At 62.3% G+C, this 25,811-nt stretch carries 31 protein-coding genes and 1 riboswitch; of the genes, 23 read left to right on the plus strand and 8 right to left on the minus strand.

Going from position 1 to position 25,811, the window contains the following annotated elements:
• The first annotated feature begins 4 nt into the window (after positions 1–4).
• The 11 genes from lnt (at position 5) to BUA42_RS17470 (ending at position 11,535) form a co-directional block, all read left to right on the plus strand.
• Positions 5–1,474: an apolipoprotein N-acyltransferase gene (lnt, locus tag BUA42_RS17420; RefSeq protein WP_072779601.1), complete on the plus strand. Its 1,470-nt coding sequence runs from the start codon at positions 5–7 to the stop codon at positions 1,472–1,474.
• A gap of 35 nt (positions 1,475–1,509) precedes the next feature.
• A riboswitch (SAM-SAH riboswitch) is annotated at positions 1,510–1,558 on the plus strand.
• 3 nt (positions 1,559–1,561) lie between these two features.
• Positions 1,562–2,743, plus strand: a complete 1,182-nt coding sequence (gene metK / locus BUA42_RS17425) for a methionine adenosyltransferase (RefSeq protein ID WP_072779602.1) — start codon at positions 1,562–1,564, stop codon at positions 2,741–2,743.
• A gap of 138 nt (positions 2,744–2,881) precedes the next feature.
• Positions 2,882–3,625 carry a dienelactone hydrolase family protein gene (locus tag BUA42_RS17430; RefSeq protein WP_072779603.1) on the plus strand — a complete coding sequence of 248 codons (744 nt, stop codon included), beginning with the start codon at positions 2,882–2,884 and terminating at the stop codon, positions 3,623–3,625.
• Complete coding sequence (locus BUA42_RS17435) at positions 3,622–4,164, plus strand: histidine phosphatase family protein (RefSeq protein ID WP_072779604.1); 543 nt, start codon at positions 3,622–3,624, stop codon at positions 4,162–4,164. Before BUA42_RS17430 ends, BUA42_RS17435 begins: the two co-directional genes overlap by 4 nt.
• A gap of 50 nt (positions 4,165–4,214) precedes the next feature.
• Positions 4,215–4,931, plus strand: coding sequence for a tRNA (guanine(46)-N(7))-methyltransferase TrmB (gene trmB / locus BUA42_RS17440; RefSeq protein WP_072779605.1), 717 nt, complete (start codon positions 4,215–4,217; stop codon positions 4,929–4,931).
• Positions 4,928–5,554 carry a (d)CMP kinase gene (locus BUA42_RS17445; RefSeq protein WP_072779606.1) on the plus strand — a complete coding sequence of 209 codons (627 nt, stop codon included), beginning with the start codon at positions 4,928–4,930 and terminating at the stop codon, positions 5,552–5,554. The genes trmB and BUA42_RS17445 overlap by 4 nt, the downstream gene beginning before the upstream one ends.
• 20 nt (positions 5,555–5,574) lie before the next feature.
• Positions 5,575–6,561 carry an aldo/keto reductase gene (locus BUA42_RS17450; RefSeq protein ID WP_072779607.1) on the plus strand — a complete coding sequence of 329 codons (987 nt, stop codon included), beginning with the start codon at positions 5,575–5,577 and terminating at the stop codon, positions 6,559–6,561.
• A 184-nt stretch (positions 6,562–6,745) separates the two neighbouring features.
• On the plus strand, positions 6,746–7,192 hold the full coding sequence (locus BUA42_RS17455) for a polysaccharide deacetylase family protein (protein ID WP_342716119.1): 447 nt from the start codon (positions 6,746–6,748) through the stop codon (positions 7,190–7,192).
• Positions 7,193–7,338: 146 nt separating this feature from the next.
• Positions 7,339–8,445 carry a Hint domain-containing protein gene (locus BUA42_RS17460; protein WP_072779608.1) on the plus strand — a complete coding sequence of 369 codons (1,107 nt, stop codon included), beginning with the start codon at positions 7,339–7,341 and terminating at the stop codon, positions 8,443–8,445.
• Between the two features lie 192 nt (positions 8,446–8,637).
• Positions 8,638–10,347: a 30S ribosomal protein S1 gene (gene rpsA / locus BUA42_RS17465; RefSeq protein WP_072779609.1), complete on the plus strand. Its 1,710-nt coding sequence runs from the start codon at positions 8,638–8,640 to the stop codon at positions 10,345–10,347.
• Between the two features lie 132 nt (positions 10,348–10,479).
• Complete coding sequence (locus BUA42_RS17470) at positions 10,480–11,535, plus strand: 3-carboxy-cis,cis-muconate cycloisomerase (RefSeq protein WP_072779610.1); 1,056 nt, start codon at positions 10,480–10,482, stop codon at positions 11,533–11,535.
• Positions 11,536–11,625: 90 nt separating this feature from the next.
• Here the strand turns inward: BUA42_RS17470 and BUA42_RS17475 are convergent, their stop codons facing one another.
• The 7 genes from BUA42_RS17475 to BUA42_RS17505 all read right to left on the minus strand — a co-directional run bounded on the left by BUA42_RS17475 (position 11,626) and on the right by BUA42_RS17505 (position 17,327).
• Positions 11,626–12,462 (minus strand): 3-oxoadipate:acetyl-CoA acetyltransferase, encoded by an 837-nt coding sequence (locus BUA42_RS17475; protein ID WP_072779611.1) that lies wholly within the window; start codon positions 12,460–12,462, stop codon positions 11,626–11,628.
• A gap of 8 nt (positions 12,463–12,470) precedes the next feature.
• Entirely contained in the window at positions 12,471–13,076 is a 606-nt protein-coding gene (gene pcaG / locus BUA42_RS17480; protein WP_072779612.1) for a protocatechuate 3,4-dioxygenase subunit alpha, read from the minus strand.
• Complete coding sequence (pcaH, locus tag BUA42_RS17485) at positions 13,076–13,801, minus strand: protocatechuate 3,4-dioxygenase subunit beta (protein WP_072779613.1); 726 nt, start codon at positions 13,799–13,801, stop codon at positions 13,076–13,078. The genes pcaG and pcaH overlap by 1 nt, the downstream gene beginning before the upstream one ends.
• Positions 13,798–14,175, minus strand: a complete 378-nt coding sequence (gene pcaC, locus BUA42_RS17490) for a 4-carboxymuconolactone decarboxylase (RefSeq protein ID WP_425435040.1) — start codon at positions 14,173–14,175, stop codon at positions 13,798–13,800. The genes pcaH and pcaC overlap by 4 nt, the downstream gene beginning before the upstream one ends.
• 10 nt (positions 14,176–14,185) lie before the next feature.
• Positions 14,186–15,355: a 4-hydroxybenzoate 3-monooxygenase gene (gene pobA, locus BUA42_RS17495; protein WP_072779615.1), complete on the minus strand. Its 1,170-nt coding sequence runs from the start codon at positions 15,353–15,355 to the stop codon at positions 14,186–14,188.
• Positions 15,356–15,504: 149 nt separating this feature from the next.
• On the minus strand, positions 15,505–16,347 hold the full coding sequence (locus BUA42_RS17500) for a sugar phosphate isomerase/epimerase family protein (protein ID WP_245819050.1): 843 nt from the start codon (positions 16,345–16,347) through the stop codon (positions 15,505–15,507).
• The gene (locus tag BUA42_RS17505; protein ID WP_072779616.1) at positions 16,344–17,327 is read right to left on the minus strand and encodes a fatty acid desaturase; all 984 of its coding nucleotides are present in this window, start codon (positions 17,325–17,327) and stop codon (positions 16,344–16,346) included. The genes BUA42_RS17500 and BUA42_RS17505 overlap by 4 nt, the downstream gene beginning before the upstream one ends.
• Before the next feature lie 203 nt (positions 17,328–17,530).
• On the opposite strand from BUA42_RS17505, the gene BUA42_RS17510 reads away from it, so the two are divergent.
• The 12 genes from BUA42_RS17510 (at position 17,531) to BUA42_RS17560 (ending at position 25,371) form a co-directional block, all read left to right on the plus strand.
• Complete coding sequence (locus BUA42_RS17510) at positions 17,531–18,661, plus strand: lytic murein transglycosylase (protein ID WP_072779674.1); 1,131 nt, start codon at positions 17,531–17,533, stop codon at positions 18,659–18,661.
• Positions 18,661–19,107, plus strand: a complete 447-nt coding sequence (locus BUA42_RS17515) for a hypothetical protein (protein ID WP_072779617.1) — start codon at positions 18,661–18,663, stop codon at positions 19,105–19,107. The genes BUA42_RS17510 and BUA42_RS17515 overlap by 1 nt, the downstream gene beginning before the upstream one ends.
• 173 nt (positions 19,108–19,280) lie before the next feature.
• Positions 19,281–20,105, plus strand: coding sequence for an urease accessory protein UreD (locus BUA42_RS17520; protein ID WP_072779618.1), 825 nt, complete (start codon positions 19,281–19,283; stop codon positions 20,103–20,105).
• Between the two features lie 3 nt (positions 20,106–20,108).
• A complete protein-coding gene (locus BUA42_RS17525; protein ID WP_072779619.1) occupies positions 20,109–20,411 on the plus strand; it encodes an urease subunit gamma in 303 nt (100 codons plus the stop codon).
• A 32-nt stretch (positions 20,412–20,443) separates the two neighbouring features.
• Positions 20,444–20,617 carry a hypothetical protein gene (locus BUA42_RS21235; RefSeq protein WP_178346927.1) on the plus strand — a complete coding sequence of 58 codons (174 nt, stop codon included), beginning with the start codon at positions 20,444–20,446 and terminating at the stop codon, positions 20,615–20,617.
• Positions 20,614–20,919, plus strand: a complete 306-nt coding sequence (locus BUA42_RS17530) for an urease subunit beta (protein WP_072779620.1) — start codon at positions 20,614–20,616, stop codon at positions 20,917–20,919. Before BUA42_RS21235 ends, BUA42_RS17530 begins: the two co-directional genes overlap by 4 nt.
• Positions 20,919–21,233 carry a hypothetical protein gene (locus tag BUA42_RS17535; protein ID WP_072779621.1) on the plus strand — a complete coding sequence of 105 codons (315 nt, stop codon included), beginning with the start codon at positions 20,919–20,921 and terminating at the stop codon, positions 21,231–21,233. Before BUA42_RS17530 ends, BUA42_RS17535 begins: the two co-directional genes overlap by 1 nt.
• A 1-nt stretch (position 21,234) precedes the next feature.
• On the plus strand, positions 21,235–22,995 hold the full coding sequence (ureC, locus tag BUA42_RS17540; RefSeq protein WP_072779622.1) for an urease subunit alpha: 1,761 nt from the start codon (positions 21,235–21,237) through the stop codon (positions 22,993–22,995).
• 148 nt (positions 22,996–23,143) lie between these two features.
• Entirely contained in the window at positions 23,144–23,584 is a 441-nt protein-coding gene (locus BUA42_RS17545; protein WP_072779623.1) for an urease accessory protein UreE, read from the plus strand.
• Positions 23,556–24,206, plus strand: a complete 651-nt coding sequence (locus BUA42_RS17550; protein WP_072779624.1) for an urease accessory protein UreF — start codon at positions 23,556–23,558, stop codon at positions 24,204–24,206. Before BUA42_RS17545 ends, BUA42_RS17550 begins: the two co-directional genes overlap by 29 nt.
• Positions 24,203–24,814, plus strand: coding sequence for an urease accessory protein UreG (gene ureG / locus BUA42_RS17555; protein ID WP_072779625.1), 612 nt, complete (start codon positions 24,203–24,205; stop codon positions 24,812–24,814). Before BUA42_RS17550 ends, ureG begins: the two co-directional genes overlap by 4 nt.
• 170 nt (positions 24,815–24,984) lie before the next feature.
• Positions 24,985–25,371: an NUDIX hydrolase gene (locus BUA42_RS17560; RefSeq protein ID WP_483869261.1), complete on the plus strand. Its 387-nt coding sequence runs from the start codon at positions 24,985–24,987 to the stop codon at positions 25,369–25,371.
• A 12-nt stretch (positions 25,372–25,383) separates the two neighbouring features.
• Here the strand turns inward: BUA42_RS17560 and BUA42_RS17565 are convergent, their stop codons facing one another.
• The gene (locus BUA42_RS17565; RefSeq protein WP_072779627.1) at positions 25,384–25,749 is read right to left on the minus strand and encodes a cupin domain-containing protein; all 366 of its coding nucleotides are present in this window, start codon (positions 25,747–25,749) and stop codon (positions 25,384–25,386) included.
• Between the last annotated feature and the right edge of the window lie 62 nt (positions 25,750–25,811).

Consider the following 25,811-nt stretch of genomic DNA (forward strand, 5'->3'; position numbering starts at 1 on the left):
TTCGATGGTCAAGGTCTTGCCCCGTCTCGCGGCGTTCGGGCTGGGATGCCTCTTTGCGCTTGGCCAACCACCGTTTGACCTCTGGTGGGTTGCGGTTGCGGCATTGGTTGCGGTGTTTTGGCTCGTCGACCGAGAAGCTATCGCGGCGCGGGCAGGCTGGATCGGATGGTTGTTCGGAACCGGCTATTTCGCGATCTCTCTGCACTGGATCCTTGAGCCGTTTCAGGTCGACGCTGCGGCAACCGGCTGGATGGCCCCCTTCGCGCTTGCCGGGATCGCCGGTGGCCTGTCGCTCTTCTGGGCGGGCGCCTTCTGGATCGGGCGGCGCCTGTCGCCGACGCCCTTTGCAATCGCCGTTGTCTGGGCCACGGTCGAGCTTGCACGTGCCTATGTTCTCACTGGTTTTCCCTGGGGATTGCTTGGCTATCTCTGGTCGTCAACGCCGGTGGCCCAATGGCACACCGTTCTGGGGCCGCATGGTGTGACGCTGATCACTGTGCTTTTGGCGGCACTGACCATGACGGCTTTGAAATCCAATTCCCTCGTCAGGGGTCTGGTGACCGTCGCGGGTTTCCTGGCCTTATGGATCGGCGGTGTCCTCTTGACGCCGCATGCTTCAGACGTGGACAATCGTCCGGTGGTTCGTCTGATCCAACCGAACGCACCGCAGCACCAGAAATGGGATCCGGCGCATATCCCGACCTTCTTCACCCGTCAGGTCGATTTCACCGCGCAACTGCCGAGCCCCGATCTGATTGTCTGGCCGGAAACCGCCGTTCCGAATTTGCTCCATAACGCGGGCCCGGCCTTCGAAGTGATCGCCGATGCGGCGCAGGGTGTTCCGGTGGTTCTGGGCATCCAGCGCGAGGAAGAAGGGCGGTACTACAACTCGCTCGTGACACTGGATGCAACAGGCGTACCGGATCAGGTCTACGACAAGCATCACCTGGTCCCCTTCGGCGAATATATGCCCGCCGCGGGGCTCTTCGCCAAGTTCAATATCCTTGGTCTCGCGGCACGGGCCGAAGCGGGGTACTCGTCCGGGCCCGGCCCGCAGACGCTCGATTTTGGCGCGCTTGGCATCGCTCTGCCGCTCATCTGTTACGAGGCGGTGTTCCCGCAAGATGTGAACGGCGCACCCCTTCGCCCGGACTTCCTTTTGCACCTGACCAACGACGCCTGGTTCGGGACGTCGGCCGGCCCGCAGCAACACCTGCAGCAGGCGCGTCTCAGGGCCATCGAACAGGGTGTGCCGCTGGTCCGCTCCGCCAATACCGGGATTTCGGCGATGATCGATCCGGCAGGCCGCATGCTCGAGGCGATCCCTCTCGGGCGGGCGGGATTTGTCGACGTGCCCTTGCCCGCGCCGCGTCCGCCCACCATCTACAGTATAACAGGCGATACTCCGGCCATTCTCGCTCTGGTCGCGGCATTTGCAGCGCTTGTCGCCGTGAAACGCCGACGGCCCCATTGACCCGGCGGACGCAGGCGCGTAACGCACGACAATACATCCCGTCACAACGGCTTCCTGACGTGACGGCAGAACCCTAATGGAGCACTCATGTCCCGACAGAACTATATCTTCACCTCGGAATCCGTGTCCGAGGGACACCCTGATAAGGTGTGCGACCGCATCTCTGACGCGGTCCTCGACGCGTTTCTGACCGAAGAACCTGAAGCCCGCGTTGCCTGCGAAACCTTCGCCACTACGAACCGCGTCGTAATCGGCGGCGAGGTCGGTCTGTCGGACAAAGACAAGCTTGGCACCTACATGGACCGCATCCCCGATATTGCGCGCGCCTGCATCAAGGATATCGGGTACGAGCAGGACAAGTTTCATCACGCGACCTGTAAGATCACCAACCTTTTGCACCCGCAATCCGCGCATATCGCCCAAGGTGTCGATGCCGGTGAGGACAAGGACGAAGGCGCAGGCGATCAGGGTATCATGTTCGGCTATGCAACGAACGAAACCGACGCGCTTATGCCTGCGCCGATCCAGTACAGCCATGCAATCCTGCGCCGTCTGGCCGAGGTGCGCAAATCCGGGCAGGAGCCGCTTTTGCGACCTGACGCGAAGTCACAGATTTCCGTACGATATGAAAACGGCAAGCCCGTGGGTGTGACCTCAATCGTGTTGTCGACCCAGCACGCCGACGAAAGCCAAAGCTCTGCCGATATTCGTGCAATCGTCGAACCTTACATCCGCGAAGTTCTCCCCGACGACTGGATCACCGAAGAGACAGAATGGTGGGTCAACCCAACCGGCATGTTCGTCATCGGTGGGCCGGACGGAGATGCAGGGCTGACGGGGCGCAAGATCATCGTAGATACCTATGGCGGTGCTGCGCCGCATGGCGGTGGCGCGTTTTCCGGCAAGGACCCGACCAAGGTGGACCGCTCTGCGGCCTACGCCGCGCGCTACCTGGCGAAAAACGTCGTGGCCGCGGGCATGGCCGACCGCTGCACGATCCAGCTCAGCTATGCGATCGGCGTGTCGAAACCGCTGTCGATCTACGCTGACACGCACGGCACCGGCGACGTGGACGCGGCTGCGATTGAACGGGCGATCCCCAAGGTGATGGACCTCACCCCACGTGGCATTCGCACGCATCTGGAACTGAACAAACCACTCTATCAGCGCACCGCGGCCTACGGCCATTTCGGCCGCGCGCCTGAGGCGGATGGCGGGTTCAGCTGGGAACGCACCGACCTTGTCGATGCGCTCAAGTCCTCGGTCTGATATCGGACTGGTCGGGCAAACCTGCCCGACCGCCGCAAAGACTGTGTTCGCTTGTTAAAGTGGGAACATTCGCTCTGACCTCTTTCCTTTCGCGCATCCGTGCTAAGCTGTGTCCTAGGGATGCGAGAGGAGAGACCCATGTTCAGATCAAGTTTGGCCATATTGGCCCTCACCGCCACCGCCGCTCATGCCGAGCTGTTGGCGGACTACCACCGCTATACGGTGGGCGATCGCGAATACGAAGGCTACGTCGCCACCAACACGGCCATCGAACCAAAAGGCACGGTGCTGATCGTGCACGATTGGGACGGCATGACCGACTACGAAGAGCGCCGGGCCGAGATGCTGGCGGCGCTGGGCTACACGGCTTTTGCCATCGACGTCTACGGCGCGGACGAGAACCCGCAAAGCATCGATGAAAACCGCGCTCTTTCGGGCGCGCTTTATGGCGACCGCGAGGAATTCCGCGCCCGTCTCCTGGGCTCCATTGCCGAAGCCGCCAATATCACCGGGGCGACCTCTGACATGGTGATGATGGGGTACTGCTTTGGCGGGGCCGCTGTTCTCGAAGCCGCGCGCGCCGGGGCAGAGCTTAACGGCTTTGTCAGCTTCCACGGCGGCCTCGGCACGCCCGAAGGGCAGGATTACTCTGCCACCGCCGCACCGATCATGCTCTTCCACGGCAGCGCCGATCCGGTCTCGGGGATGGCTGATCTGGCGTCTTTGCTGGACCAGCTTCAGGAAGCCGGTGTGCAACATGGGGCCGAAGTCTTTGGCGGCGCAAGGCACAGCTTCACCGTCTACGGATCGCGCGATTACGACCTGATGGCAGATCAGGGAAGCTGGGACGGACTGCAAGAGTTTCTCGACGGACGGCTATGATCAAACGCCTTCTTCTTACCCTCGGCCTGCTCTGGCCGGGGGTTCTTTTCGCCAATGACTGGGCTGCGTTGGACCAGCCTGGCGCCTTCGCCATCATGCGGCACGCGTTGGCTCCGGGCACCGGTGATCCTGCCGATTTCGACATCAGCGACTGCAGCACCCAACGCAACCTCGACGATCGGGGACGTGCGCAGGCCGAACGCATCGGCATGGCCTTCCGCGAACGCGGTCACAGCTTCGACATCGTGCTGACAAGCCAATGGTGCCGGTGCCGCGATACGGCAGAGCTGCTTGACCTCGGCCCGGTTCAGGACGCGCCCGCCTTCAACTCGTTCTTCCAGAACCGCGCGTTGCGCGACCCTCAGACCCGCGAAGCGGTGGCGCAGTTACGAGCCCTGACGGCGCGTCCTTTCGTGGTCACGCATTTCGTCAACATCGTTGCTTTGACCGGCCAGACCACAGGCTCCGGCGAAGTACTGATCGCTCGTGTCGGAGAGACCGGACTGGACGTTCTGGGCTCCATCGTGATCGACCCGTAAACGTCAACACGGCTTGCCCCGGTCAATCTCTGGCTTTAGACGAGCGCTCCATGACGGACCCCAAACACCCCTCTGGCGCGCCGTGGCGCAATTTCTACGGGCGGTTCAAAGGCAAGACCCTTCGGAAAAGCCAAGAGGCCTATCTGGAGGAGGACCTCGCAAAGCTCAGCCCCGGACCTGTGTCGTGGGACGAGAACCCGGATCGCAAGCCATTGGACCTGCACGCGATCTTCGGCGGCAAGCCGGTCTGGTTGGAGATCGGATTCGGCGGCGGCGAACACCTTGTGCATCAGGCACAGCAGAACCCCGATGTTGGTCTCATCGGCTGTGAGCCCTTCATCAACGGCGTAGCGATGCTCCTGGGCAAGATCCGGGAAGCCGGGGTCACCAACTTGCGCGTGTTCCCGGGCGATGTGCGGGACATGTTCGATGTGTTGCCCGATGGGTCGGTGGAAAAGGCGTTTCTTCTCTACCCCGATCCCTGGCCCAAGAAACGCCATCACCGGCGCCGGTTCGTCACGCAAGAGCACCTTGATCCTCTGTTCAAGGCGATGGCCCCCGGTGCGGAATTCCGCGTGGCGACCGATATCCCGGATTATGTCCGCCAGACCCTGATCGAAGTCCCGAAAGCCGGGTTTGACTGGCTGGCCGAACGACCCGCTGACTGGCGGGAGCCGTGGGACGACTGGATCTCAACCCGGTACGAGCAGAAAGCCCTGCGCGAGGATCGCGTGCCGCATTACATGACCTTCCGGAAACCCGCATGACCCAGCCTTTCACCGTGGCCATCGACGGCCCTGCCGCCGCCGGAAAAGGCACGATCAGCAAAGCGGTGGCGGCGCATTTCGGCTTTGCGCATCTCGACACCGGGCTTTTGTATCGAGCTGTCGGCGCGCGCATGTTGACCGGTGAAGACCCGATTAGAGCCGCGCAAAACCTGGTGGCCGAAGATTTGGACAACCCGGACCTGCGCAGCGCAGACGTGGCGCAAGCCGCATCGAAAGTGGCGGTGATCCCCGAGGTCCGCTCCGCGCTGCTCGACTTCCAACGTGCTTTCGCACGCCGCGCCGGGGGCGCCGTCTTGGACGGTCGCGATATCGGCACGGTGATCTGTCCGCAGGCCGAGGCCAAGCTCTTCGTCACCGCCAGCGCCGAGGTCCGCGCGCAGCGCCGGTTCGCCGAACTGCAAGAGCGCGGCGCGGATACCGATTTCGACACTGTCCTTGCCGATGTGAACGCGCGCGATGCCCGCGACAGCAGCCGCGCGGACGCGCCACTTGCGCAGGCCGAGGATGCCGTCCTGATCGACACCTCTGACATGACGATTGACGCCGCTGTGGCGCAGGCCATCTCTGCCGTTGAGGCGCGCCGCGCCGGCGACAGACCATAATTCCGTAGGGGAGGGGACATATGAACGGTTTCGAAGGAATGCAGCGCCGGTTCGGCATCGGCGCGATGTCATTCGGCAATTTCTACGGCCCTACGACCGAAGCAAACAGTCATGCCATCATGGACGCGGCGATGGAGATAGGCGTCACGCATATCGACACTTCGAACGTCTATGGCATGGGCGGCTCCGAGACGGCGATTGGTACGTTTTTCAAAGCGCGCGGGTCTGCGGCGCGCGACCATTTCCACATCGCTACGAAAGCCGGGATCACCAAAGATGCCGACGGCAAGCGGGCCTATCGCAACGATCTCGCACATCTCGAAGCGGAACTGGACAACAGCCTGACGCGCATGGGCGTCGACGCCGTAGACCTGTTCTACATTCACCGGCGCCAGGCGGACCTGCCGATCGAGGACGCCACCGGCCATCTCGCCCGGCTGGTCGAAAAGGGCAAAGCGAAAACCATCGGGTTTTCCGAAATCGCCCCCTCATCGCTTCGCCGTGCCGCGACGGTGCATCCAATAGCGGCGGTTCAGTCGGAATATTCACTGTCCACCCGGATGCCGGAACTCGGTCTTGTTCAAGCCTGCGCAGAACTTGGCACGGCCTTGGTTGCCTTCTCTCCGGTGGGGCGCTCTTTGCTGACCGACCATCCGGTCCCTGCCGACATCGTTCCAACGCTGCCCTTCCTGTCGAGCAATCCGCGTTTTCTGGAACCGAACTATTCGGCCAATATTGCAATCACTCACAGGTTTCGCGCTCTCGCTGCCGAGATGGGTGAACCGGCAGCCGCCATTGCGATTGCATGGCTCCTGCACAAGGCGCCACACATCGTCCCAATCCCCGGAACCCGCTCGGTTGCGCATTTCCGCGAACTCGTGCGCGGAACCGACCTCACATTGACGGCCGAGGACATCACGCGCATCGAAACTGTCCTGCCGGTCGGCTGGGCGCATGGAGAGCGATATTCCAAGGACCAGTGGATCGGCCCAGAACAATACTGCTGATCGGATTTGCGAAAAGCTTGGGAACTTACACGAAGACGTGCGTCGCGGTGTGATGAATTTGCGGTACGCTGTGACCCGTCTTATCGAAAGGTTTTCGACAATGCGCCGATTTTTCAGCATTCTTGTCTTCTGTCTCGGGACCAGCGCCGCAGCCGCACAAGAGGCACCTCAATCAGAACCTCCCATGACATTCGTGCGGATGGCCGAGATCATCTCCCAACTCGACGAAGACGCGCGCGTGCAGGGCAATGTCATTGAACTGACCCTGGCGGATGTCCCCGTGATGGTCATCGCGGACCCGGTAGCGGATCGCATGCGCGCGATGGTTCCGATCCGTTCGGCTGACGGCCTCGATGCCGACGAACTCATGCGCCTGATGCAGGCGAACTTCGACACTGCCCTTGATGCCCGTTACGCCGTTGCGCAGGGCCGGCTCTGGGGGACCTTTATCCATCCGATGTCGCCGCTGGAGCAGAACCAGCTCATTTCAGCGCTTGCGCAAACGGTCACCGTGGCTCTGACCTATGGACAGGCCTATTCCAGCGGCGCCCTCAGCTTTGGCGGAGGTGACAGTCGGGGGATATACGAAGACATTCTGAGAGACTTGCTCGAACGTGGTGAGGAACTCTGACCCAACAGCACCACGCCGCAGCTTCAATGCTCTAAGCTGATCAGAAGAAACATTAAAATATTCGGCAGAATAGCTCAGGCCGGCAACCGGCCATTGACAGGTTCCGTCTAACGTCATGATCCAGACGAAAGCGGACACGGCGCATCATGGCGGATCTGATCTATATCGGCGTTCTGTCCCCAATGGACACGGACGAAAGCAACAATACCAACGAGAACCCCGGCGCGGTGCAGGGCACCTATGATGAGACCCAGATGCAGGTGGTCAGCGTGTCGATGTCAGACAATTTCGATCCCGGCATCACATATAACGACGATTTCAACATGGCGTCGGATACCTTTACCTACGATCTGGGGGCGGGTCCGATCACCAGCGGGCTCGACAGCGAAGCGCGCTTCTTGGCGCAGGTCGTGCGCGCCGCGACGACCACGCCGGAATCCATTGAAATCAGCGTCTATCAGCTTCAGAACGGCGCAACCTTCGTGCGCTTGCCCGATGGCTACAAGATCAATGAGCTTACCATCCAAAGCATGTCGGCAGACGGCTTCGACGGCATCAACACCAACAGTTCCAGCTCATCGACCGTCGTGTGTTTCGTGGCCGGGACATGGATCGAAACACCGGACGGTCCTCGAAAGATCGAAGAAATCAGGGTCGGCGATCTTGTTCTGACCGCCGATCACGGGGCGCAACCGGTGCGCTGGACACGTCGTTGGACCGTCCGGACGGAACCGAAGACCGCTCCTGTCAGCATAGCTGTCGGGGCGTTGGGCAATGGACGGCCTTTCGCTCCGCTGAAAGTCTCGCGCCAGCATCGCATCTTCGTGACCTCACCTGTCGCCCGCCATATGTTCAACGACAGCGGCGCATTCGTCGCGGCGCATCGACTGACCAACCTGCCGGGGGTGACTTTTGACCTGAGAGCAAAAAGCGTGGATTACGTGCACATCCTATGCGCCAGCCATGAACTGATTTCAGCCAATGGCGTTTACGCGGAAACCCTGCTCAACAGCGATCTTAGCCGAAGCCTGGTTTCTGCCAGAACCGGAACGGACCCGCCAGACGGCATGGCGCGCATCCCGGTTCGTCCGCTCTTATCGGCCCGGAAGCAAAAGCAATTCGTGGGGCGTATCGCGGAGCGGGCGGCGCGTCGTGCCACGGCCGCATCCAACAAACGGATCGCGGCAAGCCTGCAAAGTCAGGTAACCGCCCTTGCGCGACACCCGGCCCATACTGCGCAGCGCCTTCCATGAGGTCTTGCCATGAACGGCGGGCTCTGCTACGCCGCGCGCGTCGCTAAAAGGCAAACAAAGCCAAAAAGCAAAGATCGAGCAGGGGTCGGCATCCACCGGCCCTCTTTGTTTTACGGACGCCTTGACCAATCGCCCCACATCAAGTGCGGCACCAACCCCAGACCGGCGGAGACAACCGCTCGGCCAGAAAAGATGAGACGTAAAGGAAAAAGACGCCACATGGCTCAGAACGCATCTATGGAGGAATTCGAGGCCCTCTTGAACGAAAGCCTCGAAATGGACACACCCGACGAAGGGTCTGTCGTCAAAGGCAAGGTCATCGCAATCGAAGCGGGCCAGGCCATCATCGACGTTGGTTACAAGATGGAAGGCCGCGTCGAACTCAAGGAATTTGCAAACCCCGGCGAAGCGCCCGACATCAGTGTCGGTGACGAGGTCGAGGTTTATCTGCGCTCCGCAGAAAACGCGCGTGGCGAAGCGGTGATCTCCCGCGAAATGGCCCGCCGCGAAGAAGCATGGGACCGTCTGGAAAAAGCCTATGCCGACGACGCCCGCGTCGAGGGCGCGATCTTCGGTCGTGTCAAAGGCGGCTTTACCGTCGACCTCGGCGGCGCCGTGGCGTTCCTGCCCGGCTCTCAGGTAGATGTGCGCCCTGTACGTGACGCAGGCCCGCTCATGGGTCTCAAGCAGCCGTTCCAGATCCTCAAGATGGACCGCCGCCGTGGCAACATCGTTGTCTCGCGCCGCGCGATCCTCGAAGAGTCCCGCGCCGAACAGCGCGCCGAAGTCATTGGCAACCTCACCGAAGGTCAGGCAGTCGACGGCGTGGTCAAGAACATCACCGAATACGGTGCGTTCGTGGACCTGGGTGGCGTAGACGGCCTCTTGCACGTGACCGACATGGCATGGCGCCGTGTGAACCACCCGTCCGAGATCCTGTCGATCGGCGAGACGGTCAAGGTTCAGGTCATCAAGATCAACAAGGAAACGCACCGCATCAGCCTCGGCATGAAGCAGCTGCAGGAAGATCCGTGGGATCTCGTCGCGGCCAAGTACCCGCTCGAGTCCGTGCATATGGGTCGCGTGACCAACATCACCGATTACGGTGCCTTTGTTGAGCTTGAGCCGGGCGTCGAAGGCCTGGTCCACGTCTCCGAGATGTCCTGGACCAAAAAGAACGTCCATCCAGGCAAGATCGTGTCCACCTCGCAGGAAGTGGAAGTCATGGTCCTCGAAATCGACGGCGCCAAGCGCCGCGTGTCGCTGGGCCTCAAGCAGACCATGCGCAACCCGTGGGAAGTGTTTGCAGAAACACACCCCGAGGGCACAGAGGTCGAAGGCGAAGTCAAGAACATCACCGAATTCGGTCTGTTCGTTGGCCTCGACGGCGACATCGACGGCATGGTGCACCTCTCCGACCTGTCTTGGGACGAGCGTGGCGAAGACGCGATCCAGAACTACCGCAAGGGCGACATGGTTCAGGCCGTTGTCACCGAAGTGGACGTTGAGAAAGAGCGCATCTCGCTGTCCGTCAAAGCACTGGGTGGCGACAAGTTCGCCGAAGCCGTTGGCGGCGTGAAGCGGGGCTCCGTGATCACCGTTCAGGTCACAGCGATCGAAGACGGCGGCATCGAAGTGGAATACGAAGGCATGAAGTCCTTCATCCGCCGCTCCGACCTGTCGCGCGACCGTGCTGAACAGCGCCCCGAGCGCTTCTCGGTGGGTGACAAGGTTGATGTGCGCGTGACGAACGTGGACAGCAAGACGCGCCGTCTTGGCCTGTCGATCAAGGCACGCGAGATCGCCGAAGAGAAGGAAGCGGTACAGCAGTACGGGTCCTCCGACTCCGGCGCGTCCCTCGGCGACATCCTTGGTGCCGCACTGAAGAACGACAACGACTAAGCGTTCCTTCACCCGAAACATCAAAAGCCCCGCCATCGCGCGGGGCTTTTCATTTCGGGGGGATTTCGCCGGTGCACGAGTTGCCCGTTCGACAGGCTTGCCCCACCTGCGCTTTGCCGCCACGGTGCGTTCATGACAAACAGTTTCACCACGTCCGGTTTGTTCGGGGACCTGTTTCACGACACCGAAATCGCCAGCCATTTCGGGGCAGCTGCGTTCCTGAAACACGCCACCGCGTTCGAGGTCGCCTGGACCGAGACGCTCAAGTCTCTCGGTGCCGTGCCGGCCTCAGACGCCGACGCCGCGATTGACGCGATCCGCGCACGGGTGCCGGACCTTCTGGCGCTGGCAGACAGCAGCAACGCCAACGGGATGCCGATCCCCGGTTTTATGACGCAACTGCGCGACGGTCTGGATGATCGAACGGCCCAAGCGATCCACACCGGGACCACCAGTCAGGACGTGATCGACACCGTGATGGTGCTGATGCTCATGGACATCCTGGGCGTTCTCGATGCGCGGCTCGGTCAGGTCCTCGACGCGCTGACCGCGCTCGAACGCGACGCCGACGGCACATTGATCGGACGGACACGGATGCAGGCGGCGTTGCCGATCCCGGTGAAGGCGCGCGTGCATGCGTGGCTCACGCCCCTGCGCGATCATCACGAGCGGCTGGCCAGTCTGCGCGCGCATGTCGGCCAAGTGCAACTGGGTGGCCCGGTCGGTTTGCGCGACACACCGGACGGCCAAGGGGATGCCGCCGCGATGGAGTTGGCGCGGCGCCTCGGGTTGCGCATGGGTCCGGTGTGGCACACCAATCGAACGCCGATCCTTGATGTGGGCCACTGGCTGGTTCTGGTCACCGGGTCGCTGGGCAAGATGGGGCAGGACATCGCGCTCATGGCGCAGCAGGGGATCGACGAGGTCAAACTGACGGGCGGCGGGGGCTCCTCGGCCATGCCGCACAAGGAAAACCCGGTGTTGGCCGAAACGCTCGTGACGCTGGCCCGGTTCGTGGCCGTGCAGCAAGGCGGGCTGGCGCAAGCGCTTCTGCACGAACAGGAACGCTCTGGCGCGGCGTGGGCGCTCGAATGGATGATCCTGCCCGCCATGGCCGAGGCGACCGGTGCGAGCTTGCGTCACGCGCATTGCCTGATCGATCAGATCACGCGTTTGGGGCCGGCGTGAAGATGCGTCGGCGCATCTTCAACGCTCCGTAAACCGGAGCGTTCACAAGACGCGTCATCGCGTCTCTGCTTTCCGTCGACGGAAAGCCCGTCAGGCCACCGCGCGCAGTCCCAGCATCTCGCGCGCCTGCGCCGGTTTTGCGACTGGGCGCTCGTGTTTTTCGCAGATTTCAACCGTCCGCGCGACGAGCGCGGCATTGGACGGTGCCAGCGTTTCCCGATCCAGTCGGACGTTGTCTTCCAGTCCCGTGCGAGCATGGCCGCCCTCGGAAATCGCCCATTCGTTGAGCGTGATCTGGTTCGGTCCGATCCCGGCGGCGCACCATGGCACATCTTCGCCGAAAAGCCGTTTCACGGTTTGCACGTAGAAGTCAAAAACCTGCCGATCCGCTGGCATCGCGTTTTTCACCCCCATGACGAATTGCACATAGGGGGTGTCCGCGATCTCACCGGCTTCGAACATCGCTGCGGCGCGGAAGATGTGGGACAGGTCAAATGCCTCGATCTCGGGTTTCACGTCATATGCGATCATTTCCGACGCGAGCCAGGCCACAAGGTCCGGCGGGTTCTCGTAGACGCGCGTCGGAAAGTTGTTGGATCCCACTGACAGCGACGCCATGTCCGGACGCAACGACAGCATGCCGCCACGCTCTGTCCCGGCGCCCGAACGGCCTCCGGTTGAGAACTGGATGATCATGCCGGGGCAGTGGGTTTCGATCCCCTCTTTGAGCCGGGCAAAGCGCTCCGGGTCCGAACTTGGCGTCTCATCCTCATTGCGGACATGGGCATGCATGATGGTCGCCCCAGCCTCGAACGCGGCATGCGTGCTTTCGATTTGTTCGCTGACCGTCGTGGGAACCGCGGGGTTGTCGGCCTTCCTGGGGACAGACCCGGTGATGGCGACACAGATGATGCAGGGGGTGGTCATGATGGGCCTCAGATGTCGAAGAAGACGGTTTCGTCTTCACCTTGGATGTTGATGTCGAACCGGTAGACGTCACCGTCGCGCCGGGCAATCAGCGTCTCGCGCCGCCGCTCCCATTCGATCAGGTTCAGGACCGGATCGGCGGCGTTGGCTTCGGCCTCATCATCGAAATAGAGCCGCGTCGTCAAGCCGAGGTTGATCCCCCGAGCCACAAGCCAGAGCGTGATGTGCGGGGCCTGTGTGGTGCCGTTCCGGCCCGGAGTGGCCCCCGGCTTCACCGTGTCGAAGCCCCAGATGCCCGTGTCAAAATCCGGGATCACGCGGCCCCAGCCGCGAAATCCGTCCTCGACCGCGCCGTTGCTTTCGGGATGCGCGTAAACGCCCTTGGAATTCGCCTGCCAGACCTCGATCAGCACATCCTTGATCGGACTGCCGGTGCCATCCAGCACGCAGCCTTCCACGCGAATGTGCTCTCCCTCGGCGTTCGGCCCGGCGATGTCGTGGCCCAGTTCATGGTCATAGATGTCAAAGCCCGCGGCCCCGGGCGCGAGGCCGATATGCACGTAAGGCCCGGCCGTCTGCGATGCCGTTTCCGGCAGGTAGGGCAGTTTCGTCATCAGTTCCCCTCCAGCCGGTTTTCAAACAAGGTCGACCGCCGTCCGCGCAGCACGATATCGAAACGATAGGCAATGCTGTCGAGCGGAATCGTCGCGTTCAGATCAAGCTTCGCGGTCAACCGGTCGACGGCGCCCGCATCGGGGATCGACTGCACGATCGGGCACAGCGGGATCAGCGGATCGCCCTCGAAGTAAAGCTGCGTGATGAGCCGCTGGCAGAAGGCTGACCCGAAGACCGAGAAATGGATATGCGCAGGCCGCCAATTGTTCAGGTGGTTGCGCCACGGATAGGCCCCCGGTTTGACGGTCCGAAAGACGTAATACCCGTCTTCATCCGTAAGCGTGCGCCCGCAGCCACCGAAATTCGGATCGATCGGCGCAAGGTAGCTGTCTTTCTTGTGCCGATAGCGCCCACCCGCATTGGCCTGCCAGACCTCCACGAGTGTGTTCGGCACCGGGCGCGCGTTTTCGTCCAATACACGCCCATGCACGATGATCCGCTCGCCAATCGGGTCGCCGGTCTTGGCGTAATTGGATAGCAGATCGTGGTCGCCCGGCGCGATATCCCCGTGGCCAAAGGTCGGTCCCGTGATGTCGCTGATCGTCTGTTCAAGGCTGATCCGCGCGAATTGTGGGGATCGTGTGACGCTGGTCTTGTAGTCGGGCGCCAGCGCAGGCGGATGGATCGACATGTCGCGCGGATAGTATTCGCCGGGTTTCGTCATGACGCGGCCTCCATCTCGGCATAGGTGGCCTTGGCCAGTTTGATCGCGTGGTTCGCTTTCGGCACGCCGGCATAGATCGCCACGTGCAGGAAGGCTTGCAGTACATCGTCTTTCGACGCCCCCGTATTTACCGTCGCGCGGATGTGCATCGGGATTTCGTCGAAATTCCCCGTCGCCGCCAAAAGCGCGAGCGTCAGCATCGACCGCTCGCGGCGCGAAATCGTGTCATCCGACCAGACCGTGCCCCACGCGCTTTCGGTGATCAAATCCTGAAACGGCGCGTCGAATTCGGTCTTTGCGGCCTCGGCCCGGTCTACATGTGCGTCTCCCAGAACCGCCCGGCGGGTGGCCATACCTGTCTCTTTTCGGCTCATGGGCATCCTTTCAGTAGGGCAGGCCAACATAGTTCTCCGCCATCGCCTTTTGCGCGGCGGCGTTGGTGCGCAGGAACTCGATCTCGGCACGCTGCATCTTGAGGTCGAACTCCGACTGGTCGGGATAGCGGTGCATCAGCGAGGAGAACCACCAGCTGAACCGCTCGGCCTTCCAGATGCGCGCGAGGGCCTTTTGCGAATAGCCATCCAACCCGTCGCGCGTGTCTTGTTCGTAGAAATCGCGCAGCGCGTTGTAGAGGTAGTGCACGTCCGACGCCGCCGTGTTCAGCCCCTTTGCCCCGGTGGGCGGCACGATATGCGCCGCGTCCCCGCACAGGAACAAGCGGCCCCATTGCATCGGCTCTGTCACGAAGGACCGCAGTGGCGCGATGGATTTCTCGATGCTTGGCCCGGTGACAAGGTGTTCCGCCTGGTCTGCCGGGATACGGCGCTTCAGTTCTTGCCAGAACGCCTCGTCGGTCCAGTCCTCGGGTTTGTCGCTCAGCGAACACTGGATGTAATACCGGCTCAGCTTTTCGTTGCGCATCGAACAAAGCGCAAAGCCGCGCTCCGAATTGGCGTAGATCAGTTCCTCGTTGACCGGTTGCGTCTCGGACAGGATGCCGAGCCAACCGAACGGATAAACCTTCTCGTACTCCTTGCGCACCGACAGCGGGATGGTCTGACGACTGACCCCGTGGAACCCGTCGCATCCGGCAATGAAATCGCAGTCGATGCGATGCGTCTCGCCGTCCTTTTCGTATGTCACGTGCGGCGCATCGGTGTCCGCACCGTGGATCACCACAGACCCGACAGAGAACACGATCTCAGCCCCTGCCGCTTCGCGGGCGGCATAGAGATCCCGCGTGATCTCGGTCTGGCCATAGACCATCACGGGCGTGCCGGTGTGTTCCGTGAAATCGATGCGGAAAAGCTCGTCGCCACACGAGATCAGCGTCCCGTCATGCGTGAACCCTTCACGGTGCATCCGGTCCGCGCAGCCCGCTTCTTCCATCAACCGCAGAAGGCCCTGTTCCAGCACGCCTGCACGAATTCGGCTTAGCACGTAATCCTTGGTCTGACGTTCGAGGACCACACTGTCGATCCCGCGCGTGTGCAGCAGCTGGGACAGCAGCAGACCCGACGGGCCGCCACCGATAATGGCCACCTGCGTTTTCATGTGATCCTCCCAATTCTTGTGCGCAGTCTGGCACGGAAAATCGGGGGGATAAATGGCCTTTCGACACCGCAGTCACAGTGCCACCAAAGGGGTCGGGACGGCGCTGGCACGGCGGCGCTGCGCGCCTTGATGCCGTGCCTTGGCATCGCTCAGCCATCCCCGCCCAGATCATCCCAGATCTCGCGCACCCAGCCCTTGATGACCTGCGCTTCTTCCCAGCGGTTCGACATCTCGCGGCCTTGCGCGTCGGTCATGGCATATTCCGGCGGTCCCAGTTCGCAAACGAAGATGCAGTCGCCGGCCACGTTCCGCGCCCGCCAATCGGCGATCCCTTCGCGCCACCAGCCCTTGAACAGATCCACCCATTTCTGGTGCTGCGGGAAATCGAGTTGCAACTGGATCTGCTGGCGGCTGGCAACTCGGCCCTGAAAGCTGTCCGACCTCTGTAGCACCCGAGAGATCAACTCCAGGTCCTGCTCGGACAATGGGAACCAGAACTCCCGATCCACGACGTAATGTGAGAGATCGGCACAGATCCGCATCTCTGGAATGCGGTCCAAAAGCTGCAGCGTGACGTAAAGGTCATTCGTGATGCAATTGCGATGGGTCTCGAACTGGATCGGCATGCCGATCCGGTCCGACATCTCCAGCCACGTCTCGATCACCGGCACCATATCATCAAGCGCAATTGGCATGACCTGACCGATCACGTCCACAAACGGCGCGCCGAATTCGGCGGCCATGTGCAGCGTGTCTTCCAGGCTCTCAACTGTCTTCGGAAACGCCACGATCAGTGGCGTCAACCCGTGCGCCTCCATATGCGGCCGCACGGAGTGGGCGACTGCGACATCGGACGCGCCCAGATCAATCGCCATCCCATCGAACCCGGCGCTGGCCACCATTTCACACACCTGATCCAGCGGCAGCTTGACCCCCGTCTGGTCATGCGGCTGCATCGCCCAGAGCGAGGTGTAGACCTGAAGCCGCCTCACTCGGCGGGCACGCGGCGCGTGCGGCCACCGCCCGCAGGCACGACCCAGACCTCGTTCATCGGGTACTGGCTTTCGTCCTTCGCCATGAGTTTCTTGATGACCTCGACCTGAAACTCGATCCAGCCCATGCGGTGGACCTCTCCCGCCTTGTCTTCGATCTTGTCGTTCAACGCGCGTAGTTTCCAGAACGGCACGGCCGGAAAGGTGTGATGTGCGGTGTGGTAAGGCATCTGCCAGCACAGCCAGCGGAAAAAGGCGTTTGTGCGGGTGGAGCGCGTGTTCTCCAGGATATCATTCTCGTGCGACAGGCCCAGATGTTCGATCGTGTTCTGCAACTGGTGCACCGGCTTCGTCAGCACCATAGGGATCAGCCAGAACGTCAACGCGGCCCAGCTTCCCGTCACCACGGAGACAAGTGCGATCACCGCGTAGCCCGCCAGATGCAACCGGCTTTCGCGGATCACCTTGGCTTCTTCCTCGGGCCGGATGAACGGCTCCACGATCACCCCGCGCGCCCGCCGGATCACGCCAAACACGCGGTTGCGCCAATAGGTGATGCCAAAGAGCCAGAGAAGATAAGTCGTCAGCGTGTAAGGCTCGCGCACCAACTCGCCGTCCCGCTCCCAGTCTTGCGTGTGCTGGTGGTGCGCGAAATGCATGATCTGGTCAAAGTCGCGCGGGAAAACCTGAACGAACCCGATCAGGCGACCGAATACCTCGTTCAGCCACCGCGTCTTGAACACCGTCGCGTGGCTCAATTCGTGCTGTGCGGCATAGAGAAAGTTCAGCAGGACTCCCAAGGCGAACCCCGTGACCCAGACCCATGCCGTCCCCATCGCCTGCGCATGCAGAATGCCGACCAACAGGATCGCACCCAGATGGCTGGCCATCTGCATTGCACCGTGCAGGTCGGACCGTTCGGTCAGGCTCCGCAGCTCGGCGGGTGTCAGCAACTTTCGGCGAGAAAAACTGGCGTCCATCACTCCCTCCGTTCGCATGATGATAAAGACTGAACGGGATCGGGGGAAAAGAAAAGGACAGTGTGCCTGATTTCCAGCCAGGCCGACCGCCTCTGCCCGATTTGCCATCATCCGCTGATCGTCCACGCCTCGGTCATGAGATCATTGAACCAAAGCCAATGCTGGCGCAGAATGAGGCAAAACAGGCAGAGGCGGGCAGACCGATGCAGATCAACAGACGACAGTTCGGCCTTGGCCTTCTGGGCTTTGGCTTTTCCGCGTGCTCCGGGGGCGTGAGCAGCACGGTGACATCCAACAGCCCCACGGGTATACCAGCCGACCTGCGCCCGGTCCCGAACTCGGGCTACGACGCCTGGGTCGCGTCGTTCAGAGGCCGCGCGGTTGGGCAGGGCATCTCGCAAAGCACTCTCGCTGCAGCGTTCAGGGGCACGGGTTTCCTACCCGGCGTCGTGACCCGCGACCGCAACCAGACAGAGTTCCGGCGCAGCCTTGAAGACTACCTCTCCATCGCAACCTCCGACGAGCGTATTCAAAAGGGGCGCGCCGCCTTTGCCCGCCATCGCGGAACCCTGAACGCGCTCGAAGACCGCTACGGCGTCGATGCCTACATCATCTGCGCGATCTGGGGGCTGGAAAGCTTCTACGGCGAACGGCGCGGGCAGGTGCCGGTGATCTCGTCCACCTCGACGCTCGCCTTCGACGGGCGGCGCGGGCGGTTCTTCGAGCAACAACTCATCGCCGCGCTGCGCATTCTGCAAAACGGCGACATCACCGCGCCCCGCATGACAGGAAGCTGGGCGGGCGCGATGGGTCATACCCAGTTCATCCCGACGTCATACCTGCAATTCGCCGTTGACTACACTGGCGACGGGCGGCGCGACATCTGGTCGGACGACCCCAGCGACGCACTTGCCTCCGCCGCTGCCTATCTGCAGCGCAACGGCTGGCAGCGCGGCCTTGGCTGGGGCGGCGAATCCGCCTCCGGATCGCTTCAGCCGCAGCCGGGCGGCCCGCGATTCAGCACGACGCGCAACTTCGGCGTCATTAAGCGCTACAACAACTCCGATGCGTACGCGATTGGCGTCGGCCACCTGTCTGACCGCATTCGTGGCGCAGGACCCCTCCGTACGCCGTTCCCACCAGATGCAAACGGGCTCACCAAGGCGGATCGCATCGCCTTGCAGCAACGCCTCACCGCGCGCGGATTCGACACCGGCGGTGCGGATGGTGTGATCGGGCGCAATACCGAAGCCGCGATCAGCGCCTATCAGCAAAGTCGCGGTCTGCCCGTGACCGGAACGCCGTCGCAAGCCCTGTTACAGAGCCTTCGGTGATGCGCCTCTTCAGGGTCTTGCGCTCGACCGTTGTGCTGTTTTGGCTCTGCGGCGCACTTGCGATCAGTACGGTTGCACTTGGCATTCAGGCGCTGACACTCAGCGCGCAGGTCGCCACGTTGAGTGCCAGCGCTGCTGCTTCGGCAGTCAAGCACCGCAAGGAGGTGGCGCAAGCCGTGTCCAAAGCCAAAGCCAAGGCGCGCCTGCGCCGGATGATCGTTGCCGTTCCGGTGCTCGGCGGTGCCGCCGCTATCGCTTTCGAGGCGCAGGATTACGAAGCGTGGCAGGCGGCGAACCCTGACCGGGCGTTCTCTGACTACTCCTGCGATGTCGCCGCCCAGAGCGCGGAAGTGGTCGACGACGTATTGCAGGACCTCCCAGAACAGGTGCGCCCCTCGCGCGACATGGTTTTGCGTCAGTTGCCGGATTGCGACTCTCCTGCGTGACAGCCACCGCTGGGATTGCGCCCATCTGACAGGCGATCAGACCAGATCTGTTCAAAAATTAATCACTTGAGAGCGGAATCGGTCAAATTTCGCGAGGCAATTCGCCTCTGTCGATCAGATCTGCGCAATCGGCAAGGGACAGTCCCAAACGGCGCTGCTAGCGTCCGAGCGACATGACACACGTGACCACCTTGACGATCCAACCGCCGCGCTCGCATGGCACGCTGCACATCGCCGCGAAGTCGCGTGGCGCGGGCGCGTCCGCCATCGCCGATCTGCGTCAGCAGGGATCTGCCAAGGTGCTGATGACCCCGGCGCGGGACGCGGTCGAGGGGATCATCCTGAACACGTCCGGTGGGCTGACCGGCGGCGATACGCTGGCCATTCAGGCCGATGCCCAATCGCACGCGCGACTGCGCCTGACCACACAAGCCGCCGAACGCGTCTACCGCAGCCCGGACGCCCGCTTTGCGCGTGTCCGCAATACATTGACCGTGGCCGAGGGCGGTCGGATCGACTGGTTGCCGCAAGAGACGATCCTCTTTCAGAACGGCGCCTTGCGCCGGTCGCTGAGGGTCGACATGGCGCCAGAGGCCCACGCCCTGATCGTCGAGCCGGTGCTCTTCGGTCGCCTTGCCATGGGTGAGGTCGTGACGGAGGCGAGCCTTCTCGATGACCTCACCATTCGCCGGGGCGACACGGTGATCTTCAAGGACACAACGCGTCTGACCGGTGACATTGCCGCCAAGCTCGACAAGCCCGCAGTCGGCGGCGGCGCGCGCGCGATGGCGCTGGTCGTCTACGCCGCGCCCGACGCGGACCGGCACATCGACCCGATCCGCGCCGACCTGCCCAACACAGCGGGCGTATCGCTCGTTCATGACGGCTGCCTCGTCCTGCGCGCGCTCGCGCCCGATGGGTTCGAGCTGCGCCGCACCCTGATCCCCATCCTCGAACGACTAAGCGGCGACACCCTGCCGCGCTCCTGGAGACTGTGACGTATGAACCTGACCCCCCGCGAAAAGGATAAACTGCTGATCGCGATGGCCGCCGAGGTGGCCCGCAAGCGGCTCGCGCGCGGCGTGAAACTCAACCACCCCGAAGCCATCGCGCTCATCACCGACGCCGTGGTCGAAGGCGCGCGCGACGGCCGCTCCGTTGCCGACATGATGCAGGCGGGCGCGCAGGTCATCACCCGCGACCAATGCATGGAAGGTGTGCCCGAGATGATCCATGAGGTTCAGGTCGAAGCCACTTTCCCGGACGGCACGAAGCTCGTCACGGTCCACAATCCCATCCGCTGAAATTTTCCAGATTTTTGAAAGAGAAGAAGACCATGAAGCACCTTGTACTCCCCAGCCTCCTGCTGACCGCCACCGCCGCATCCGCGCATCCCGGGGCGCATGTCCATCCGCACGATGGTGCGTCCTGGCTTGTGATCGTCGGCGCTTTGGCTGTGCTCGCCGTTGCAGGCGGTCTCGCTGCAGCAAAGGTGAGGTCGCGCAGATGATCCCCGGAGAGCTTTTTCCGGCGGAGGGGACGTTGACCCTCAATCCCGACCGAGAAGCGATCACCCTGATAGTCGCCAATACCGGCGACCGCCCGGTGCAGGTGGGCAGTCACTACCATTTCGCCGAAACCAATCCGGCGCTCGATTTCGACCGCGATGCCGCGCGGGGCCACCGTCTCGACATCGCGCCCGGCACCGCCGTCCGGTTTGAACCGGGTCAGCGCCGCGAGGTGCAGCTCATCCCCTTCGGCGGTGCGCGCCGGGTGATCGGGTTCAACCAGCAAATCATGGGAGATCTCTGATGCCCAAAGTTGTTACAGCGATGGATTACTGGGCCAATGCCATGCAAATGGGGTTTGTCCTGGCAGAGGCGCACGGTGTCATCGCCATGCGTCTTCTGGGTGCCATGGGCGTCTGGTCCGTACCGAAAACCGAAAACAGCCGGATGCTGAACGAGAAGGTCTTCGCCTTTGTAAAAGGGTCGACGGATGCCTCGCTGGCGGCGATCGCGGGGAATACGCCGGACGTGGTCGCAGCTGCTGCGATCAAGCCGATCCGCCGAGCGACCTACTACAATCACAAGCGCCTCACCCGACGCGGCCTCAAGAGGTTCTGACATGCCAGCAGAAATCAAACGCGCCGACTACGCCGCGATGTTCGGTCCCACCGTGGGCGACAAGCTGCGTCTGGCAGATACAGACCTCATCATCGAGGTTGAGCGCGACCTGACCGCCGAAGCGGTCGGAGCGGCGACGAGCGGCGGCTCGGGTGGCAACGCGCTGATCTACGGAGAAGAGGTCAAGTTCGGCGGTGGCAAGGTCATCCGCGACGGCATGGGGCAGTCGCAGGCCACACGGGCCGAGGGCGCGGTCGACACCGTCATCACCAACGCGCTGATCGTGGACTACACCGGTATCTACAAGGCCGATGTCGGCCTGCGCGACGGGCGCATCCACAAGATCGGCAAGGCGGGCAACCCTGACACTCAGCCGGGCGTCGATATCATTGTCGGCCCCGGCACAGAGGCCATCGCGGGCGAGGGGCGTATCCTCACCGCAGGCGGGTTTGACAGCCACATCCATTACATCTGCCCACAGCAGATCGAGGATGCGCTGCACTCCGGTCTGACCACAATGCTCGGCGGCGGCACCGGCCCGGCACATGGCACCTTGGCGACCACCTGTACCCCCGGCCCGTGGCACATTGGCCGCATGTTGCAGGCCGCCGATGCCTTCCCGATGAACCTCGCCTTTGCGGGCAAGGGGAACGCCTCGCTGCCCGCCGCGCTGGAAGAACAGGTCAAGGCGGGCGCCTGCGCGCTCAAGCTACATGAGGATTGGGGCACAACGCCTGCCGCTATCGATTGCTGCCTCTCAGTCGCTGACGCGATGGACGTGCAGGTGATGATCCATACCGATACGCTGAATGAGTCGGGCTTCGTCGAACACACCGTCAACGCCATGAAGGGCCGCACGATCCACGCCTTCCACACCGAAGGGGCAGGCGGCGGGCACGCACCCGACATCATCAAGATCTGCGGCGAAGAACACGTTCTGCCGTCCTCGACCAACCCGACGCGCCCGTTTACAGTGAACACACTGGAAGAGCATCTCGACATGCTCATGGTCTGTCACCACCTCGACAAATCCATTCCCGAGGACATCGCCTTTGCCGAAAGCCGCATCCGGCGCGAGACGATTGCGGCTGAAGACATCCTGCACGACATGGGCGCGTTCAGCATCATCGCGTCCGACAGTCAGGCGATGGGCCGCGTGGGTGAGGTGATCATCCGCACCTGGCAGACCGCCGACAAGATGAAGAAGCAGCGTGGCGCTTTGCCGGACGAAACCGGTGACAACGACAACATGCGCGTGCGCCGCTACATCGCGAAATACACGATCAACCCGGCCATCGCGCACGGCATCAGTCACGAGATCGGCAGCATCGAGGAAGGCAAACGCGCGGACCTCTGCCTCTGGTCGCCCGCGTTCTTCGGCGTGAAACCGGAAATGGTCTTGCTTGGGGGCACCATCGCCTGCGCGCAGATGGGTGACCCGAACGCCTCCATCCCGACACCGCAGCCAGTCTATTCCCGACCCATGTGGGGCGCCTATGGGCGGAGCGTCGAGCATTCCGCTGTGACCTTCGTGTCAGAGGCAGCCTTTGCTGATGGTATCGGAAACAGCCTGGGGTTGGCCAAGAAAACGCTTGCCGTACGAAAGACGCGCGGGATCGGGAAATCTGACCTCAAGCTGAACACCGCAACACCCAAAGTCGAAGTGAACCCCGAGACCTATGAAGTCCGCGCCGATGGTGAACTTCTCGTCTGTGAACCGGCAGAAGTTGTTCCCATGGCGCAGCGATATTTTCTGTTTTGATGTTCAGGTCGCACTTGAACCCCGCCTCGCGAAGCGACGTGACGCGACCGCCCGTTCCGTCGAACCGCAGGTTCGCCTACGGCGAAACGCGGGCGCGTCCCGCACCCGCCCGGTCGGACGCGTCACATCGCATGTGTTGAGGACGGACATGCTCACAGCCTCCACCTACCACAACCACACCCACGGCACCCCCGCTGATCGCATCTCGCTCAGCTACGAGGCCCGCTTCCTCCGCCGCCGTATGCTGCAAACCGATGGCGGCCTCGACTTCCTGCTTGATCTGGAAAAGACCACATCACTCGACCACGGCGGGGCGCTCATCCTCGAAGACGGGCGCGAGATCGAAGTCATCGCCGCCCCCGAACCGCTTCTTGAGATCACCGGTGACAACCTTGTGCGCTTGGCATGGCACATCGGCAACCGTCACACGCCGTGCCAGGTCGAAGCCAACCGCCTGCTGATCCAACCCGACCACGTGATCCGCGATATGTTGACCAAGCTGGGGGCCACGATCACCGAAAAGGTCGAACCGTTCACACCCGAAGGAGGAGCCTACGGTCATGGGCGGACCCATTCCCACGCGCACTGACCCGATCCTGACGTTGGCCCAATGGCTGTCCCCCGGATTTCCCGTCGGGGCCTTCGCCTATTCCAGTGGCCTGGAGCAGGCCATTGCCGACCAGCTGGTAACACCGACAAGCCTCGAAGACTGGCTGACCGACATGCTGCAGGACGGAACCGGGTACGTGGACGCAATCCTGATACATGTTGCGGCCACGTCCGACGAGGTCCAGCATGTCGATGCCACGGCACGCGCCCTCTGCCCCAGCCGCGAGCGTCTGCTTGAGGTCGACGCGCTTGGCTCTGCCTTCTGCCAGCAACTGCGCGCAAACTGGGGTGTGCAGATCGACGACGTGGCCTACCCGGTCGCGCTCGGCGTTGGAGTGCGCGCGCTGTCCCTGCCGATCGAAACCGCCGTGCAGATGTACCTCCATGCCTGGGTCAGCACGGTTGTCGCAGCCAGCCAGCGCCTGATGGCTCTGGGCCAGACCGAGGCGCAACGGATCGTCGCCGCGCTCGCACCGCTTTGCTCGGACATCGCCCGGCAGACCCGCGAGAGCACGCTTGACGACATTTGCAGCCAAAGCTTTGCTGCCGACATCGCCACCATGCGCCACGAAACGCTCTCACCAAGGATATTCCGCACATGACATCCCGCAACGGACCCCTTCGCGTTGGTATCGGCGGCCCGGTCGGTGCGGGGAAAACCTCGCTCACCGCCGCGCTCGCCAAGCGGTTGAAAGACACGCATTCGGTGGGCGTGATCACCAACGATATCTACACACAGGAAGATGCCGAAGCGCTCATGCGGATGCAGATCCTGCCACAGGACCGCGTGATCGGTGTGGAAACGGGCGGCTGTCCGCACACGGCAATCCGAGAGGACGCATCCATCAACCTCGCTGCCGTGGCCGAAATGGTGAAACGCCATCCCGACGTCGAAGTGGTGCTGATCGAATCCGGCGGCGACAACCTGTCCGCCACCTTCAGCCCGGAACTGGCCGACGTGACGCTTTACGTGATCGACGTCGCGGCGGGGGAAGAAATCCCGCGCAAGGGTGGCCCAGCTCTCACGCGCTCAGACATTCTTGTGATCAACAAAACCGACCTCGCGCCTCATGTCGGCGCATCGCTCGAAGTGATGGACCGCGATGCCACAAAGATGCGCGAAGGCCGCCCGTTTGTCTTTGCCGCCATCCGCCATGACGAAGGCGTGGACGACGTTCTGGCGCATCTCAAACGGGTCTCAGGCCTTTAACCAGTAGCCGGTCATCATACGTTAATTTGCAGAAAGTACATTTCTGACGTATCTTGTGCGTCAGGCAGGTATAATAACAACAAATTGTGTGCAGATTCATGGCGAAAGTTGCCAAGCAGATTGCGGCTCTACCGGTCAGGTGGACAAAGAGCGGAAAGTTCCAGGTTCTGATGGTCACGTCCCGGGATACGGGTCGCTGGATCATGCCCAAGGGGTGGACGATGAACGGCAAAAAACCCTGGGCCGCGGCCGAGATCGAAGCGCTCGAAGAGGCCGGCGCGGTCGGCTATATCAGCCACGACATCATCGGCAGCTACACCTACCGCAAGAAGCTCAGCAAGGGCGTGTCGGTCATGTGCAAGGTCGATGTCTACCCGATGATGGTCGAGCGTTTGAAATCCAACTGGAAAGAGCGGTCGGAGCGAAAACGCAAATGGTTCAGCGCCAAGGGCGCCGCCAAGCGGATCGCGGAACCCGAACTTTCGAAACTGCTGACGAAGCTGGCGAAAAAGCCAACCAAAGAACCCATCATCCGCGAGTTTCTGAAGGCGTCCTGATTGGCGGCCGGGTCATTCGTACTGCACAATCACGCATTCGAAGTCGTCATCGCTGATCACGCGCGTGTGGTGGCCTTTGCCGTGTTTGTCCTCCATCAGCCAAAGGTCGCCCGGCCCGATCTCGCGCCGCGCGCCATTGCTCGCCGTCACGGCCACGCGCCCCCTCAGGCAAATCAGCATCTGCTTCACCGGGGTCGGATGGATCGGTTCGTCCCACCCGGACCGCAACCGCAGAAACAGCTGGCTGGTCACCGGGGTGCCGTCCGAGATCTCTATGTCTTTCGCGGGCGGCGCGAAGACGCGTTCCTGCAGCGCGATATCAACATCGTCCCAATGGCTTTCGCCGTCGGTGTCGGCGAAAAGATGATGGTACTGCATGGCAGATGATCCCCGGTTGCAGCCGCGAGCCTAGACCGCAGCAACCCGCGTCGTCGAGAACC

Source organism: Marivita hallyeonensis, assembly GCF_900129875.1.
Taxonomy (GTDB): Bacteria; Pseudomonadota; Alphaproteobacteria; order Rhodobacterales; family Rhodobacteraceae; genus Marivita; species Marivita hallyeonensis.

Coding starts and splice junctions, on each gene's coding strand:
- BUA42_RS17530 (WP_072779620.1), top strand. CDS start 20,614: ATGATCCCCGGAGAGCTTTTTCCGGCGGAGGGGACGTTGACCCTCAAT.
- BUA42_RS17560 (WP_483869261.1), top strand. CDS start 24,985: ATGGTCACGTCCCGGGATACGGGTCGCTGGATCATGCCCAAGGGGTGG.
- BUA42_RS17550 (WP_072779624.1), top strand. CDS start 23,556: ATGGGCGGACCCATTCCCACGCGCACTGACCCGATCCTGACGTTGGCC.
- ureG (WP_072779625.1), top strand. CDS start 24,203: ATGACATCCCGCAACGGACCCCTTCGCGTTGGTATCGGCGGCCCGGTC.
- BUA42_RS17455 (WP_342716119.1), top strand. CDS start 6,746: ATGACATTCGTGCGGATGGCCGAGATCATCTCCCAACTCGACGAAGAC.
- BUA42_RS17445 (WP_072779606.1), top strand. CDS start 4,928: ATGACCCAGCCTTTCACCGTGGCCATCGACGGCCCTGCCGCCGCCGGA.
- pobA (WP_072779615.1), bottom strand. CDS start 15,355: ATGAAAACGCAGGTGGCCATTATCGGTGGCGGCCCGTCGGGTCTGCTG.
- pcaH (WP_072779613.1), bottom strand. CDS start 13,801: ATGACGAAACCCGGCGAATACTATCCGCGCGACATGTCGATCCATCCG.
- BUA42_RS17565 (WP_072779627.1), bottom strand. CDS start 25,749: ATGCAGTACCATCATCTTTTCGCCGACACCGACGGCGAAAGCCATTGG.
- BUA42_RS17430 (WP_072779603.1), top strand. CDS start 2,882: ATGTTCAGATCAAGTTTGGCCATATTGGCCCTCACCGCCACCGCCGCT.
- BUA42_RS17510 (WP_072779674.1), top strand. CDS start 17,531: ATGCAGATCAACAGACGACAGTTCGGCCTTGGCCTTCTGGGCTTTGGC.
- BUA42_RS17470 (WP_072779610.1), top strand. CDS start 10,480: ATGACAAACAGTTTCACCACGTCCGGTTTGTTCGGGGACCTGTTTCAC.
- BUA42_RS17435 (WP_072779604.1), top strand. CDS start 3,622: ATGATCAAACGCCTTCTTCTTACCCTCGGCCTGCTCTGGCCGGGGGTT.
- BUA42_RS17475 (WP_072779611.1), bottom strand. CDS start 12,462: ATGACCACCCCCTGCATCATCTGTGTCGCCATCACCGGGTCTGTCCCC.
- BUA42_RS17450 (WP_072779607.1), top strand. CDS start 5,575: ATGAACGGTTTCGAAGGAATGCAGCGCCGGTTCGGCATCGGCGCGATG.
- pcaG (WP_072779612.1), bottom strand. CDS start 13,076: ATGACGAAACTGCCCTACCTGCCGGAAACGGCATCGCAGACGGCCGGG.
- ureC (WP_072779622.1), top strand. CDS start 21,235: ATGCCAGCAGAAATCAAACGCGCCGACTACGCCGCGATGTTCGGTCCC.
- trmB (WP_072779605.1), top strand. CDS start 4,215: ATGACGGACCCCAAACACCCCTCTGGCGCGCCGTGGCGCAATTTCTAC.
- BUA42_RS17505 (WP_072779616.1), bottom strand. CDS start 17,327: ATGGACGCCAGTTTTTCTCGCCGAAAGTTGCTGACACCCGCCGAGCTG.
- lnt (WP_072779601.1), top strand. CDS start 5: ATGGTCAAGGTCTTGCCCCGTCTCGCGGCGTTCGGGCTGGGATGCCTC.
- BUA42_RS17545 (WP_072779623.1), top strand. CDS start 23,144: ATGCTCACAGCCTCCACCTACCACAACCACACCCACGGCACCCCCGCT.
- BUA42_RS17515 (WP_072779617.1), top strand. CDS start 18,661: ATGCGCCTCTTCAGGGTCTTGCGCTCGACCGTTGTGCTGTTTTGGCTC.
- BUA42_RS21235 (WP_178346927.1), top strand. CDS start 20,444: ATGAAGCACCTTGTACTCCCCAGCCTCCTGCTGACCGCCACCGCCGCA.
- pcaC (WP_425435040.1), bottom strand. CDS start 14,175: ATGAGCCGAAAAGAGACAGGTATGGCCACCCGCCGGGCGGTTCTGGGA.
- rpsA (WP_072779609.1), top strand. CDS start 8,638: ATGAGACGTAAAGGAAAAAGACGCCACATGGCTCAGAACGCATCTATG.
- BUA42_RS17525 (WP_072779619.1), top strand. CDS start 20,109: ATGAACCTGACCCCCCGCGAAAAGGATAAACTGCTGATCGCGATGGCC.
- metK (WP_072779602.1), top strand. CDS start 1,562: ATGTCCCGACAGAACTATATCTTCACCTCGGAATCCGTGTCCGAGGGA.
- BUA42_RS17460 (WP_072779608.1), top strand. CDS start 7,339: ATGGCGGATCTGATCTATATCGGCGTTCTGTCCCCAATGGACACGGAC.
- BUA42_RS17520 (WP_072779618.1), top strand. CDS start 19,281: ATGACACACGTGACCACCTTGACGATCCAACCGCCGCGCTCGCATGGC.
- BUA42_RS17535 (WP_072779621.1), top strand. CDS start 20,919: ATGCCCAAAGTTGTTACAGCGATGGATTACTGGGCCAATGCCATGCAA.